Origin of the sequence: Saccharibacillus sp. JS10, assembly GCF_024436065.1 — a bacterium.
In the GTDB taxonomy this organism is placed as follows: domain Bacteria; phylum Bacillota; class Bacilli; order Paenibacillales; family Paenibacillaceae; genus Saccharibacillus.
Map to the genome: position 1 here is coordinate 791,288 of NZ_JANFNS010000001.1, position 15,484 is coordinate 806,771.

Sequence of the window (15,484 nt, forward strand, 5' to 3'; positions counted from 1 at the left end):
AGTGTAACCATAGAGGCAAAGAAATGTCTATAAAAACAAGAGCTGAACCCATTGGGTCCAGCTCGGCTTTATTTTCGTTCTTTTTCTCAAAACAAACTCGGCTGTTCTAGCAATCTTTCTTCATCATCTGCCACTTTCTGATTGCCTCGCTCTAACCAAGACTCCAATTGACTAGGAAGAATATTAAGGATTTGGCATAATTCCGAGAACGAGTAATTCTGTTTTGTTAAAGTTTGAATGGTGGGCCAAACTGTATAAAATAAATCCATATCTTTTTTCGGTGCTTGTTTGACCTGCATTTTGGTCTCAACTGTGGTCGAATTTTTTAACAGATCAATGATCGAATGATGACTCTCATCCGAGTAAGGAATAACTAATCTATTGAAAGCTCCCATTTCAAGCAACTTCCTATTCCCCTCGGGTATATTCTCACTGTCACGAACGATAAGAGGAACCCAAGAGTGCTTGAGATTTTCGTTGGCCCCCTCCCAAGTTCCTCCTTTTGTTCCTGAAGCTGCAACGACCGTTCCTCGGGAATGCGTGTAAATATATTTGTTGCGAGCCATTGCATTAAATCCTTTGAATGTTGCGGATGGATGTACTGCCGACAACAGTACCAACTGACCCTCCACAATACTCTTACGCATTTCTTTTTTTCGAAGAAGTATATCCAGCTCCGAATGTACAAAAGCCACGACTTTACCACCATAAGATAAGGCTTCGTTCTGAGAAGTAAGATCGATGCCTTTTGCTCCGCCGGATACGATTGAAGCTCCTTCATCGATCACTTTGCGAACCGTACGTTTTGTGAATTCTATACTTTTGGAATCTGCGTCTCTGGAGCCTACGAAGCCAACTGCACTTGAACGCAAAACTTCTCCGTCCCCCGCTCCATAAAAGAAAGGCGGCGACTGTTCTTTCAGCAATTGCTTGACTCTTTGCGGATAATTCCGATCACCGCGAGTCGCAATCCAGATTCCCATACCTGAAAGCTTTTCGACTTCGATTGCCATAACAGCCGCGTATTTCATTAATGTGCAGACTCGCTTAGCAAGAGGCTTGGAGATTAACAATTCTTTAATCAAATCGTCTTCATTCTTATCGTAAAGCGAGCCTGGAGTAGCATAAGAAGAATTTCTAAGTAAGGAAGCGAATTTATTCCATTCACTTGGCGTAAACGGTTTTTGTTCCTTGTCCTTGGTTTTTCGATATAACAGGTCAGAGGTCAGAAGCAGAATAGATAGGCTCTCATCTGACAGTTTTTCCAACGAAGTCACCCACTTTCTGATGTCGAAGATAAAGCAAAAGGCAGAATTCGTCCATATCCGGATTCTCGCAATAAAAAGCCTGCCACCGTGAATGTCCATCTTGAATCCACCATATCATCAATTAATATTACACTATATCCCTGATAATTGCTCGGTTTCAAGCTAAGCGAATCCCGTACATTTTGTTCTTGAAGTTGACTGTTATTCATTTTCTTTTGTTCGGGACGCAAACTGGTCTGAGTCAGCAGTTCAACGTAAGGCAGAGCTAGTTGATGAGCTACTTTTTCAGCAAAGTCTCTGACCAAATGCGGACGACGTAAGGAAGGCATAGAAGAAATCATCCATTGGTCTTTGCCCGCGTTTTTAGACAGCCAATCTTTCAAAGCATTTGTAGAAGCATCGACCAATCGATCATCGAACCGGTTGTCTCGGTACTTGCCGCTACGTACCAAATGCCCCCAGCCACTATCGCTATAACGACTTAGAGCAAACCCAGGCTCGCATTGAAGATGTTTGGGAATTGCGGCTCTCGTTGGCCATTGCTTTCTTTGATCAAAATAGAAATAACTATGTTGCAGGAAAATTTCAGCTTTGATCGTTTTTTCTTCTTCAACCATAGAATTCACAAAACTTCCTGCACAGTTTGAGCAAACCCCACAGTCGCCTGACGCAGGATCATCCAGTTCTCGGATCACAAATCGCATTAAACATTCTGTTGTCGTTACAAAAGACTTCATCCGTTCAAGTTCATACTTTTTATTATTTACAACATTGGAAATGCGTGCGTCCTGAAGCGCAAAAGGATTTAGCGTTCTAAAATATTTTCTTCCATCTTTCACTACCAAGTTATCAATTCCTAGCAACTTCAGACACTTTTGGATTGTGGAATCCGACAAATTTAGTCCAGCCGCAATCTCCGTATCCGTGAGCACATCCTCATTTTCCAGCAGATTTGCAATCGCCAACATATCTTCAGGTGCAGGAAAAGATTTTCGTATAAAATAGTGTTGGATCGATTCATCTTCTTCTCCATGCAGCAGTACAATATAAGCTTCATCCAGCTTCCGACCTGCCCGACCAATCTGCTGATAATAAGTCAACAACGAATTGGGTATTTGAAAATGAACGACGAAACCAACATCTTCTTTATCGAAGCCCATTCCTAGTGCTACATTGGCAACAAGAACTTTAATTTCATTGTTAAGCAGCAACTCTTCTCGATGAATTCTTTCGTTTGTAGACAATTGTCCCGTATAATGTTCTGCCGGTATTCCTTCGTTACGTAACCAACGCGCTACAAGCTCGCAATCGCTAACTGTCGAACAATAGACGATTCCGCTACCAGGAAATTGATTCAGATTATTTGCCAACCATGCGAGTCTCTCTGCTTTTTTGGGCATCACTATTGTTTGGATACGTAGCGATTTTCTGGTCAGAGGTCCGCGAACAACTGTCATTGCACCCAACTGCTCTTGTATGTCCTTGACCACACGATTGTTTGCGGTTGCCGTTGTCGCTAAAATTGGTAAATTGGATGGTAAGACTCTTACGATTCTAGAAATCAGACGATAATCCGGGCGGAAGTCATGTCCCCAATCCGAAACGCAGTGAGCTTCGTCTATAACCAACATTCCGATACCATCTCGAATTGAAGGCAGGGTTTGTTCTAAAAAGGCTTCTTTCGATAATTGCTCAGGAGTTAAAAAAAGAATATCAATATCTCCTTGAGTCAACCTGCGTTTGACCTCTTTTACTTCTTGGGCATCCAATGAACTATTCATCAAAGCAGAACGTAAACCAAGACGAGCGGCAGAGTCTACCTGATTTCGCATGAGAGACATTAAAGGGCTAATAACTACTGTCGGTCCTGAACCGGAATCCCTCAAAATTTTCGTTGATAGAAAATACACCAAACTTTTTCCCCAGCCGGTCTTCTGAACAACAAGCGTTCTTTTTCTCTGTAATACAGACTCTATGGATTCCCACTGTCCCTCTTTAAATGTAGCTTTTTCATCAAGCATATTGCGAAGATATTGATTTGCTAAAGACTCAGTGTTCATGATAAATCACCCTCTTTTTAGAAAGTTTTTAAATCCCCAAATAAATCTCCCGATCTGTCTCTTCTTCTAAATACAACTTCAATCGCTCTACCTCATGCCTACAGTTCTTGAACCACTCCTGCGACCAGATCCGGTAGATCTTCCAGCCCAAGCCCTCCAAGACTTGCTGGCGTAGCCGAAATCCGAACTGTTCTTCCAAAACATGATTGATAAACGGATTGATGATCAGTCCCTGTTCGTAAATATTCATTGTAAAAGGAGAATCTTCAGAGGATTTCTCACACTAATAATTTCCATTATAACCCTCCTTTAGTCATTGGTCACTTGCTATTTTAACGTTTATAAATCTTTTTAAACTTAAAATTTAAAAAAGCGTAAATTCCTTTTTATAAAGGCATTTACGCTTTTTGTATTAATCAAATCTGCTTCGCAAAATATCCCCAAGCTCCATAAAACAAAAACATCGTCCCAAGCAATACCGCGAGCAACGTAAAGAAAATGACTGCATTCATAAATCCGGCAATGACCGTCGCAATGCCCAGTAGTGCAAACAAAATCCAAATTGTAGTCGTCGCGGTTTTTTGGATAATCAGACCTACTCGTTCGTCTGTTTCTTGAATGTGCATCTTTTTGAGCGTTTCTTCGCTACGCAAACTCCGAATATTGGTCACAAGGAATCCGATTAATACCAGTTCAAGCCCAATGAAAATTCCGTAATGAAATCCTTTGGCAAAACTATTTAAGATCGGCAGTTCCGAGCGGTACATCATAAAAGCGATATACACCAAAGTAACAACGACAATCAATACGGTCAATAGGCTGATCCGTGCTTTGACTTTTTTTCTTAAGTTCTCCATGATCTATTCCTCCACTTCGCTAAAGTCGAATACTTCTTCGATCGAGAGATCGAAATACCGAGCAATTTTATACGCCAAAATCAGTGAAGCGGTATACTTGCCAACTTCGAGTGACGTGATGGTTTGTCTAGTGACCCCTACAGCTAGTCCAAGTTCTTCTTGTGACAGCTTGCGTTGTTTGCGTAATTCCGGGATTTTTGTTTTCACTGTAAGCCTCCTTTATAATTGCAATGCTTACTTTGCATTTTTAGTATAGTTAACTTTGCAAAAAAGTGTCAAGCAGACTTTGCATAAAGTTATATTGAATCGGTTAAAACACAAAAGCGAGCCGACGGAAAAGTTCCGTAGCTCGCTTTCTCACATCTTTACAACTGAATCAAACCATTTATAAGCAAAACCAATCCGAATAAGGCGCAGCATACACCGCCAAAAGTCTTGATTCCACTCCGATGACGATCATACTGTTTCGGCACGATGATATAAATCCCAAAAGCCAGCAACAATAATCCCATGCCTAAGCTAAAATAATGCATCACACCGGTTATCGCTTCTGCACCTTGTCTGATCGCCTGATCGCGCGGGGATTCTTCCATAAGCAAGCTCTCCTTTATTGCCGATTTTCATAAGTTTCACTTATGTATACGCCTTCATGATTGGGTATAGTATATCAAATTGTTTGAGAGTTGTGTGGAAGTAAGAAGGCTACGAGTTATATTCGTTTGTTCATCATTAGAAGCCGCCCTCGATTTCAAAGGGCGGCTTCTTTAAGTTCTTAAATTTTGTGAAGTAGAGATAATGCGCTTTTGGGTGGTAAGTTGAACGGTTTTAAGTGACTGGCTTCGCTTAGATTGGGTATGGATAATTCAATTTGACGAGGTTCGTCGTCGTCGTTGAATAATACGATAGCAAGGGAGTTGTCTTCGTTCTCGAAAGCAACGGAAAAGATTTGAGCGTCTTCGCAATCCGATTGGAGCCTTGTTGCGCCGGGGCGAATGATTTTGCTGAAATGTGCCAGAGCATAATAATCTAGCGTGTAGGTCAGCTTTTGGTCCGACTGATTGATTTGTACGATTCCTCGGCATGTGCTTTTGCCAAAGCCGGGTACGGTAGGGCCGTTGTGTTCGTCGAGTGCCATATTCCAAAGTACGAAAGATTGGCTGTGGTTGCGTAAAATTTCGATACCCGTACGCATCACATTGGAGAACGCTTGCTCGAAAGGTGGAATCCATTCGCCGCCGGAGCCTTCGGTGAAATGCACTTCTTTGCTGGGAAAAGCATTTTTCACTGTCGATTGAGCGCTCGGTGCACCGCCGTACCAGTGCCAAGCCACCCCATCGACGGCGTCTTCTGCTCCTTCCAATACTTCCAGCGGATACTCCGGTTTATCCCAGTTGTGGTCGTAGCACAAAATTTTCGCAGAGATTCCTGCACGCTGGAAAGCCGGCTTTAAGTAATCGCGAATCCAGAGCATTTGTACATCCGCAGCCATTAACATACTTGGGTAATGCAGCGGTTCGTACAGCGCTTCGTTTTGCGGGGTTACCGCATAGATTGGCAAGTTGTGCTGCTGATAGCCTTGAATATACCGCACAAAATATTGAGCGAATGCTTCGTAATACTCCGGCTTTAAGCTTCCGCCTAACATTGAAGCGCTGGTTTTCATCCATCCCGGTGCGCTCCACGGCGAAGCCATGAGTTTCACTTGCGGATTCAACTTTACTGCTTCTTGAAGTAACGGGATAATGTCTTCTTCGTCATGGGCGATCGAGAATCGATCCAGCGCTGGATCTGCTTCGCCTTCCGGTAGATCGTGGTAGCTGTAGATGCTGCGTGCGTAATCCGACGCTCCCATCGGGTTACGCAATACAGACAATCCGATACCTTCGTGCGGATCAAATAATCGAATCATCAATTCTTCTCGCTCGGCTTGCGGCAATACTCGGTGAATGAGATAGGCGGACGAATCGGTGAATGAAGCGCCGAATCCGTCCATCTTTTGCCCCCGTTGCTTGGGATCGATTTTAACTGTAGCTACACGTACCGCTTCATACTGTGATTCTGATTTCTTTGACTGCGTACCCTGCGTCAACTCGTTTTCGCTCAATTCCCGAAACTGCTCTTGTTCATTGAGCGAGCGGTAGATCGTCCACTTGGACACGGTATCCCTCCGTTCTTTTTATTGGATATTCAATTTTTCTTTGTTGGCTGCCATTTTCTCGCTGCGGACTTTCACGATATCCGCCCAGTTGTTTTGTTCTTGGAACGCTTTGTATTCATTAAGTACGGCATCGAACGTCGCTTCGTCTTTGGCGCGGATCATACTGACTAACGTTGTATTCCACTTGGTATTGATTGCCGTAAGCGAACGCGCTTGCGCTGTGCCTTGATCCGGGTTGATATTTTCCAAAATAAAGTGCGGAACCAACTTGCCTTCGCCCCACTTTTGCATTTGTTTCACCGATTCCGGGAACGCATCTTCGCTTAACGCTTTGTGCCGGTCATGACCGAAGAACATAAACTCGCCCATGCGATAGTCTTTTTTGTAGCGATCGGCATCGTCTTTTTGCATTTTTTTGATCTCGGGCATCAGTTCGACTTTACCGTCAGCTGTCTTCGTATACGTCTCGCCTTCGATCCCGTAGTTCATCAACATCTGACCTTCTTCACTCAGCAAATACGTATAGATCTGAATCGCTTTGGCAGGATCAGGTACATTTTTCGTCACATACGTCACCATCCAGCCTGTGATACCGGATTGGTTCAATGTTGGAGAATGCCCTTCGTTACTTTGCGGGCCGTCGATTGCGATATACGCTTTGTCCGGATTCGCTGTCATGAAGATTTGCAGGTTGCCGCTTTGTTGAGGAGTGCCGTCAAGCAGCATCGTTGCGTACTTACCGACTTTTACTTTTTCTTCAAAAGCTGTTCCGTCGTCGGCAAAACTATCGTCGCTTAAGCTTCCCGCGCGGTACGCTTCGTTCAACGTTTTGAGCCAAGTCAGGTAGTCTTCATCCAAATTCCGATCATAAAATTGTCCATCTTCCGTTTGGAGCGGTACGCCGATAAAGTCTTGCAGCGTATCGCCAAGCGAACCGGTTCCTTCGCCAATCGAGTTAAATCCGAACGGTATGAGTTCAGGGAACTTTTGCTTAATGTCACTCATTGCTTTTACGAATTGCTCAGGCGTACCGATGTCCGGCTTGCCAATTGCTTCATACACGTCTTGCCGAATCACAAAGGCTGTTTTTGCCGGGATTTCACCGCTATCGTAATCGGCTTGCGTATTGGAATAGTTAGGATAACCGTAGGTTTTGCCGTCTTTCAATTGGAACCAGTTGAGCGTATCGGCAGCGGCTACTTTGTTAAAATACGGGTCGTATTGTTCGGCTAGATCATTCAGCGGAAGCGCCCAAGTAGCGGCTTTCTGTGCCACCGCCGAGTTCGAATCAAAGACCGTAATCAGATCCGGCATATCTCCACCTGCGAAAAAGGTATTAAGCTTCGTATCGTCGCCGGTAATAAACTTGATATCCACATTGAGATCTTCTTTGATTTTTTTCGTAACAAGGTCTTTGCCAAAATCCGTGTTCCACCAATCTGCATTGACGTACCAAGTCAGTTCGGTCGGTTCGGCTTTTTTATCGGATTGCCAAGCCGGCTTTTCTGGATCAAGCGTATAACGACCTTCCAGCGAGATCGGTTCAGTCGCTTTTTGATCGCCACCACCGCCGCAACCTGTCAGCATCAATGCTGTCGCAAGTGCGGTAACGCCCCATTTCCAGCCGTGTTTTTTAAAAACGTTTTTATTTTGACCCATATTGTTAACCTCCCAGTATTGGTGATTCTATAATCTGATTTTTTACTCTTTGACTGCGCCTAACATCATGCCGGAAATAAAGTAACGTTGCAGCAGCGGGTAAATAGCCAAGATCGGCAGCGTGGTGATTACAATCGTCGCTAACTGTACGCCTTTGGTCGTCGTTTCGATTACCGCAGAGCCGCCGATATTTTGCATCGATTGGGTCTGAGATTGAACGATAATTTCGTACAACATCATCTGGAGCGGATATAGCGATTGATCGGTAATATAGAGCTTGGTCGTCATAAAGTCATTCCATTGCCCTACCCCGTTGAACAAAGCGATTGTTGCCAGTGCGGGCATAGAAAGCGGGATAAACAGACTCAAAAATATACGCCAATCGCCTGCTCCGTCGATCTTCGCCGATTCTTCCAAAGCATCCGGTACATTACGGAAAAAGTTCATTAAAATCACGACGTCATAATAGCTGAACAACGCAGGAATGATATATACCCAGAAACTATTGAGCAATCCAAGCGACTTGATCAGTAAGTAAGTAGGAATCATGCCGCCCGAGAAAAACATCGTAATAACGCCCATCGCGACGTATAATCTGCGACCTCTTAAGTATTTTTTGCTCAGCCCGTAAGCGACCATCGCGCAAAAGAATACGTGCGTGGATACGCCGACAATCGTTTTGGATACGGAGATAAAAAAAGCTTGCCAGATGCCGTCGTCCCGGAAAACGGCGCGATAATTTTCCAGCGATAATTCGGTCGGCCAGAACACAAATCCGCCTTGCGCCAACGATTGACCGGAACTAAACGACGATACGAGCACGTTCCATAGCGGCACTACAATCGCAACCGTAAACAACAGCAGCAGCGTGATATTGACGGTGTCGAAAACGCGGTTGTCTAAGCCTCCTTTGATTTTGGTTGACTTGGTAGTAAGTAAGCCCATATTCCATCCCTCCTTACAGTACAGATTGATTGTCGTTCATTTTGCTGGTGACTTTGTTTGCGGTAAGTAGCAAGATCACGGATACGATCGATACGCCCAGACCTACTGCTGTTGCATACGAGAAATCGCCTTGCGCCAAGCCCATGCGGTATACGTACGAATTGATGACTTCGGCTTTTTCGCGGTTTTGCGAGTTCATTAAGACCAATGTCTGATCCAGATTCGAACCCAGCAGCCCGCTGATCGTCAGAATCAAATTCAAGCTAATGATCATTTTCATATTCGGCAACGTGATATTCCAGATCTGACGCAAACGACCTGCTCCGTCAATCTTCGCCGCTTCGTAATACGTCGGATCGATCTTCGCCATAATAGCCAGATACAAAATCGTGCCCCAGCCTGATTCTTTCCAAATATCCGATAAGGTCGCGATCCACCAATACTTATTGGCATCGAGCAAAATGTTTTGTGCATTCGAGATTAAGCCGAGATCCAATAAGAGTTGATTGAATAGTCCCGTTGTCGAAAACCATGTAATCATCATGCCTCCAAGGACGATCCACGATAAAAAGTGCGGCAAATACGATACGGTCTGCACGAACTTTTTGAATCGGTTGTAACGGACTTCATAGATCATAATCGCAAGCACAATCGGTAACACAAATCCGATCGCCAATTTCAAAAAGCTGATTGCCAGCGTATTGACGACAGAGTCCCAAAAGTACCGGTCAGACAAAATGATACGGAAGTTTTCCAACCCTACCCACGGAGCGCTGTCGAGCGTATCGATCACCGTGTAGCTTTTGAATGCAATCGTTAATCCGTAGATCGGAACAAAACAGAATACAATCATAAAAAGGATGCCCGGAATGACCATCGTTTGCAGTTCCCATTGGCGGAAATAATCGATTGTAAAACTTTTCATCCGCTGCGGAATCGAAGGTTTGTCGCTGGAAGAATGGTCGGACGAGCTTAAAGCGGATTTTGCCATCGAAATCGCTCCTTTCTAATTCAAATTTAAAATTAAAACGTTTTTATTTTGGAGTGTGAAAAGTGCGTTTGTTATGTATAAAATTGATCTTGCCTCCTCCGATCTTTGAAAGATAACGCTTACGTTTTAATGCGAGCGTTTACATTTTATTTATGATGAAACACCGGAATTAAGGGTTTAGAAGTTCCACAATCCCGGTTCAATTCGTGTTCTTCTTCGTTGTCTGTTAATCATTCGGAATATGGCTCGAACCTCGTACAATCAGCTCGCCAGTTAAGGTCTGGCTTTGACCTTGTTCTTTTTCCTGAATCAAACGCACCAGATGATCAACAGTCAAAATCGCTTGCCGTGCAATCGGATTGCGAATGGTCGTGAGCGGCGGCGAAAAATATTGCGCGATATCCACATCATCGAAACCGACAACGCTAACCTCGCTTGGAACCTCGTATCCATGTGCTTTTAACGCTTGAATACAGCCCATCGCGCTCAGATCGTTACCCGCCAAAAAAGCGCTCGGCAACTTGTTTGCGTACATTCGAATAAAAGCTTTGATCGCATTAAACGTACTGTCTTCTTCAAAGTAACCTTGCACGATATAATCGGGATCGATCGGCAGATCGTATTCGCGCAGTGCGGCTAGATAGCCTTCTCGGCGCTGCACGCTATCGGACATCGTATCGACGCCGGAAATGTACGCGATCCTTTTGTGCCCAAGCCCGATCAGGTATTTGGTTGCTTCATACCCCGCTGTATACGAATCGAAAGTTACGCTGCCCATCGTGTCGTTACTGAACGGACGATCCAAAAATACCGCTTTGATCTTGTCTTTCTGCATCACCTCGATATCGTGTTCGTCAATCTTAAGTTCCTCGTAAATAATTACGCCATCGACGCGCCGACCGAGGATATTGCTCATAATGACCTGCTTGTCTTTCGTGACAAATACATTCAGTCCGTAACCATGCCGTTCGCATTGTCTGGACATCGTCTCGATCAACTTATAAAAGTATGGTCCAGACACGCTCGTCGTGAAAAAGCCTAACATCATCGTTTTGCCGGATTTCAGCATTTTGCCGTTGAGATTCGGCACGTAATTGAGTCGTTCCGCCACTTGAAGAACATGCTGCTTCGTCGCCGGATTCAATACGTCTACGTCGTTCAGCGCGTTGGACACCGTAGAGATCGAAACTCCGGCTTCTTTTGCGACATCTCGGATCGTAATTTTTGCCATAATCCATTCCTTTTTTATAAAAACGTTTTTATGAATTTTAAAATAGCATAGTCGTTTGTGATGAGCAAGCTTTATTTTACACAGTGATGTTAGAAATGAAAAAAGACTGCGATAGTGCGTCGCAGTCTCGGGTAAAAACGTATTCTTCAGTGTTTGAAGTTACGGCGCAAAAACCTGTTCTCCAATAAGATTAGCGACTTGATCGGTACTCAGTTCGCCCACACCAAACATCTGCTTGATCGCGCCCATCGTACTCACTCCGCGATTGGACAAAACAACGAAACCGGATTGCAGATCGCGGTTAAAAGCAGCGAAGCTACTGGCTCCGTAAGTCGCTCCGTTGTGCCAATGCGTGACCGTACCGTCTTGACGCATCGAACGCATCCAAGCGTAGCCGATTCCCACGCCTTTGGACGGCGCGACCGACGCTTGCTCATGCTGACAAGACAGTAAAGCCGATTCCAGGTTTGCCGCAGCCGGATGTTGACCTAGCTGAGCTTCGATATACGTGAGCATATCCGGCATTGTGGAGCGTACGGCTCCGGCGCCTGCCATCGCTGTTGTAAAGTCCCAATTTGGCATCGAGTGACCGTTTGGCGCAAAGCCCGGGATCGTAGAAGACGGGTTGTTTTTCTTTTGTTTTTTAGTGGCTTTGGTTTTGGTTTGGGACTTATCGGTCGTTACGGTTGGCATCGACGTCTCGTTCATTTGTAGCGGATGAAACAAAAGTTGCTGTAACGCTTGAGCCGTATCGATGCCGGAAGATTTGCCCATCGCCCAACTGAGTAGCCCGTATCCGTAATTGGAATATAGATGTTTGGGTTCTGTAGGAAGCTTCTGTTGTTGCAGAGCTTCGATTAACAGCGCTTCGTCGTAAGCGGCGTATGGATTATATTTTTCTGCTTTGATCGATGTGCTGCTTATATTTTTCGGCAGACGCGGCAGACCGGACGTGTGCGTCGCGAGTTGCCGAAGTGTCACTTGATGCGCGAGTTGAATGTGTTCTAACTCTGGAAGCAGCTTTGCCAACGAATCGGAAGCTTGCCACAATCCGTCTTGTTCGCCTTGGGCGAAGCGGAGAGCGACCATCGTTTTGGTGATTGAAGCGATCTCGTATAGCGATTGATTTTGTTTGTTGGTGAGCGATTCGTGACTGATCAGACCGCTGTTTGGCGTCCAGTAGCCTTTTTCTCCGCGTACGATCCAAGCGATGGACGGCTGATGATGCGGAAGTGCCGCCCAGCGCACAAGTTTTTTGTGATGATTTAAAAGAGAATGGATAGCATCCATGATTGTAGCCCTCCTATAATATCGAGCGTCTTGGGTGTAAGTTAGGGGGCAAAAGTGCGGTAAACCGATTTTCCGTTATTGATTTCAATAAGCGTAGTATCCGTTGCCTATTCCAGTTCCGATTGTTAGCTTCTTTGTTCGTTCCCCAATTATCCGTTTGACGTTCTGATTGATGGTGCTGTATGAATTGCGGTTAGGTGATTTTGTAGATGTTTGGAAGGTAGGTGTGATCGACCGCGATTACCTTCTATATTCATGGTAAAGTAACGCAGGGACGTTTGCAATTTTGGAGGGATTTGTAGGGGATCGGAATGAGGGTGAAAAAGTGCGAACCTTAAGTGAACATGAAACTCCCGGGAGGTTCGCACCCCTTGCTACGTAAGGGATTATGCGATTTTTGTTGTGTTTTTGTCAGCTTTTCGTTAGTCTGAATTTGAGGTTCGCACTTTTGGGCTCTTGGAGCCTTGCGTAGCAAGGGCTGAAAGTGAGTGCAGTCGCTCCCCGTGTGGGAGCGTGGATTGAAACATTTCTTGTGCTGCGGTAAAACTCGTCCGCTGCTGGTCGCTCCCCGTGTGGGAGCGTGGATTGAAACCAGAAACTGCGCCGGGATCGACGCCGCCGTGACCGTCGCTCCCCGTGTGGGAGCGTGGATTGAAACGAACAACAGAAAAGGGTAACGGAAAAACCAGTTAGTCGCTCCCCGTGTGGGAGCGTGGATTGAAACGCGTACTCGACGTTTTGCTTTGCGGTTGCAAGCGTGTCGCTCCCCGTGTGGGAGCGTGGATTGAAACCGGCTTTGCTGACCTTGATCGTATGACAGCCGGGGTCGCTCCCCGTGTGGGAGCGTGGATTGAAACTGCCGCGAACGCTTAATGTGCATCTGCGGCAACCGTCGCTCCCCGTGTGGGAGCGTGAATTGAAACTCGCCATCCCTCCTTTGCCCGACCGGAGCCGGGCGGTCGCTCCCCATGCGGGAGCGTGGATTGAAACATGTACACAACAGACCAAACGGACACCTATCCGAGTCGCTCCCCATGCGGGAGCGTGGATTGAAACCCTGAAATTGATGATAGACACTACGCATTTGTGATGTCGCTCCCCATGCGGGAGCGTGGATTGAAACAGATCGGTCGTATACCGGGACGGATTATTGTCGCGTCGCTCCCCATGCGGGAGCGTGGATTGAAACTTTTCAGCAGTCAAACGATCACTCGTTGACATAGTCGCTCCCCATGCGGGAGCGTGGATTGAAACCGCTTTGGCGCGATTACTATCGTCAATCCGTTGAGTCGCTCCCCATGCGGGAGCGTGGATTGAAACTAAAAAAGATGCTCAAAACCTCAGTATTGGAAGCGTCGCTCCCCGTGTGGGAGCGTGGATTGAAACGGTTTGATGCTTTCGTTGGTTTCACGCTATACCTCGTCGCTCCCCGTGTGGGAGCGTGGATTGAAACGCGACTCGGTCGGCTTCGATTAATCGAACGCGAAGGTCGCTCCCCGTGTGGGAGCGTGGATTGAAACTTGAGCTGTGGCGCGGCAATCGCCGTCTGCTTCCGTCGCTCCTCGCGCGCACCCCTGAATCAAAACCATACAAAAGAAGCCATCGAGATTTTTATCTCGATGGCTTCTTTTCCATACCATAACCTTCCAAGTTCTCCCTACAAAAACAACAACCCTTCCGGGTCGTAACTCTCTTTCGCCCCGACATGCTCGACTTTCCGTTTCCAATTTGCGCCGAGCATATAATACCGCAGGCTATCTTCGCTAGGATTCATCACGGTTTCCAATTGGGTTTTGAGCTGTTTGAACTGAACCGGATCGACGACACATTCAAAAACAGAATTTTGCACGCGTTGTCCATAGTTTTGGCAAATCTTCGAAATCACTCTTAGACGTTTGGCTCCATCTGGCGCAGTGGTTTTCACATCATACGTAATGAGTACCATCATTGTGGACGTTCCCCTTTCCTACATATTCCTTTTTCTCATTTCCATAAAAAAGGCGGGTAATCATCCAAATCTCCGCGAATGTGCCGAGCCAGCAGCAGAGCTTGAGCGTAAGGCAATAACCCAATCGGAATCTTTTCTCCCAAAAAAGGATGAGTGATTTCTTCTTGCTTACGCTTTTGCCATGCCGCCAATACTTCTTTGCGTGCATCGTCTTTAAGTAGAATAGCTCCATTTTCTTTAACGATAAAAGACTTTGCCGACAGCTGACGCCGATTCACAAGCGACAACACCAGTCGATCTGCAAGATACGGACGCAATTCTTCCATTAAATCCAAAGCAAGACTTGCCCGTCCTGGGCGATCACGATGTAAAAATCCGACAGCCGGATCAAGTCCAACCGTCTCTAGAGCAGATTGTACGTCTATTCGCAGCATCGTATACAAAAAAGATAACATTGCATTAAGCGGATCAAGCGGTGGACGACGATTACGTGTTTTCATATAAAAAAGTTCCCGATCGCCTAAAATCAACTCGTTAAAAGCTCCAAAATAAATACGGGCTGCTTCCCCTTCCACACCGCGAATCGTATCGCCGCTCGGCATTTTGGTTACAGATAACGCTAATCGTTTGAGTGCTTGCGCAGATTCCGTCACTTTACCCACATTAATCTCTGCTCCATGATCTCGAATCGCACGCCTTAGCACATTCCGCGAATTAATGATCTTAGCTTGAATGAATCGACCGGATAGATTTACGCCTTCCGCTCCATCTGCAATTCGATATTGTTTGCGCCGCAGCAGTACATTTCCATTTACCTTGCCTTGAATCCGAGCTTGGAAACCTCCATATTCATTTAAAAAAGTCAGCCCGACTCCGCGCTCCGTACATAATTGGAACAGAGCCGGGCTTCCGCCTGTATAACCAAATGTCACGATCTGCTCCAAGTTATGCACAGGAATCCGAAACTTTTCGCGTTGTTCTTTTTCACCCATTAGCACCAGTACATTTTCGCCATCGCGAGCGAGATAACTATCTGCCGCTGTGACATATAACGTATTTAGCAGCTTTCGCATCATT

14 protein-coding genes and 1 CRISPR repeat array are annotated in these 15,484 nt (G+C 45.7%); all 14 genes read right to left on the reverse strand.

The window, feature by feature from the left end:
• Positions 1 to 86: 86 nt before the first annotated feature.
• A complete protein-coding gene (locus tag NOM90_RS03640; RefSeq protein ID WP_255940064.1) occupies positions 87 to 1,268 on the reverse strand; it encodes a DNA-processing protein DprA in 1,182 nt (393 codons plus the stop codon).
• A gap of 5 nt (positions 1,269 to 1,273) precedes the next feature.
• Positions 1,274 to 3,328, reverse strand: coding sequence for a RecQ family ATP-dependent DNA helicase (locus NOM90_RS03645; protein WP_255940065.1), 2,055 nt, complete (start codon positions 3,326 to 3,328; stop codon positions 1,274 to 1,276).
• Between the two features lie 28 nt (positions 3,329 to 3,356).
• On the reverse strand, positions 3,357 to 3,578 hold the full coding sequence (locus NOM90_RS03650) for a hypothetical protein (RefSeq protein WP_255940066.1): 222 nt from the start codon (positions 3,576 to 3,578) through the stop codon (positions 3,357 to 3,359).
• A gap of 166 nt (positions 3,579 to 3,744) precedes the next feature.
• Positions 3,745 to 4,185 carry a hypothetical protein gene (locus tag NOM90_RS03655; RefSeq protein WP_255940068.1) on the reverse strand — a complete coding sequence of 147 codons (441 nt, stop codon included), beginning with the start codon at positions 4,183 to 4,185 and terminating at the stop codon, positions 3,745 to 3,747.
• A 3-nt stretch (positions 4,186 to 4,188) separates the two neighbouring features.
• The gene (locus NOM90_RS03660) at positions 4,189 to 4,392 is read right to left on the reverse strand and encodes a helix-turn-helix transcriptional regulator (RefSeq protein ID WP_255940070.1); all 204 of its coding nucleotides are present in this window, start codon (positions 4,390 to 4,392) and stop codon (positions 4,189 to 4,191) included.
• A gap of 158 nt (positions 4,393 to 4,550) precedes the next feature.
• Complete coding sequence (locus tag NOM90_RS03665; RefSeq protein WP_255940071.1) at positions 4,551 to 4,778, reverse strand: hypothetical protein; 228 nt, start codon at positions 4,776 to 4,778, stop codon at positions 4,551 to 4,553.
• Positions 4,779 to 4,957: 179 nt separating this feature from the next.
• Positions 4,958 to 6,343: a glycoside hydrolase family 30 protein gene (locus NOM90_RS03670; RefSeq protein ID WP_255940073.1), complete on the reverse strand. Its 1,386-nt coding sequence runs from the start codon at positions 6,341 to 6,343 to the stop codon at positions 4,958 to 4,960.
• An 18-nt stretch (positions 6,344 to 6,361) separates the two neighbouring features.
• Positions 6,362 to 8,002, reverse strand: coding sequence for a type 2 periplasmic-binding domain-containing protein (locus NOM90_RS03675; RefSeq protein ID WP_255940076.1), 1,641 nt, complete (start codon positions 8,000 to 8,002; stop codon positions 6,362 to 6,364).
• 42 nt (positions 8,003 to 8,044) lie between these two features.
• The gene (locus NOM90_RS03680; RefSeq protein WP_255940078.1) at positions 8,045 to 8,947 is read right to left on the reverse strand and encodes a carbohydrate ABC transporter permease; all 903 of its coding nucleotides are present in this window, start codon (positions 8,945 to 8,947) and stop codon (positions 8,045 to 8,047) included.
• 13 nt (positions 8,948 to 8,960) lie between these two features.
• On the reverse strand, positions 8,961 to 9,938 hold the full coding sequence (locus NOM90_RS03685; RefSeq protein ID WP_255940079.1) for an ABC transporter permease: 978 nt from the start codon (positions 9,936 to 9,938) through the stop codon (positions 8,961 to 8,963).
• A gap of 226 nt (positions 9,939 to 10,164) precedes the next feature.
• Positions 10,165 to 11,169 carry a LacI family DNA-binding transcriptional regulator gene (locus NOM90_RS03690; RefSeq protein WP_255940081.1) on the reverse strand — a complete coding sequence of 335 codons (1,005 nt, stop codon included), beginning with the start codon at positions 11,167 to 11,169 and terminating at the stop codon, positions 10,165 to 10,167.
• Positions 11,170 to 11,328: 159 nt separating this feature from the next.
• Entirely contained in the window at positions 11,329 to 12,459 is a 1,131-nt protein-coding gene (locus NOM90_RS03695; RefSeq protein ID WP_255940083.1) for a serine hydrolase domain-containing protein, read from the reverse strand.
• Positions 12,460 to 12,952: 493 nt separating this feature from the next.
• A CRISPR array of direct repeats spans positions 12,953 to 13,979; the repeat unit is 32 nt; unit sequence GTCGCTCCCCGTGTGGGAGCGTGGATTGAAAC.
• Positions 13,980 to 14,116: 137 nt separating this feature from the next.
• Positions 14,117 to 14,407 (reverse strand): CRISPR-associated endonuclease Cas2, encoded by a 291-nt coding sequence (cas2, locus tag NOM90_RS03700; protein WP_255940085.1) that lies wholly within the window; start codon positions 14,405 to 14,407, stop codon positions 14,117 to 14,119.
• A gap of 35 nt (positions 14,408 to 14,442) precedes the next feature.
• Positions 14,443 to 15,480: a type I-C CRISPR-associated endonuclease Cas1c gene (gene cas1c / locus NOM90_RS03705; RefSeq protein ID WP_255940086.1), complete on the reverse strand. Its 1,038-nt coding sequence runs from the start codon at positions 15,478 to 15,480 to the stop codon at positions 14,443 to 14,445.
• Positions 15,481 to 15,484 lie beyond the last annotated feature (4 nt).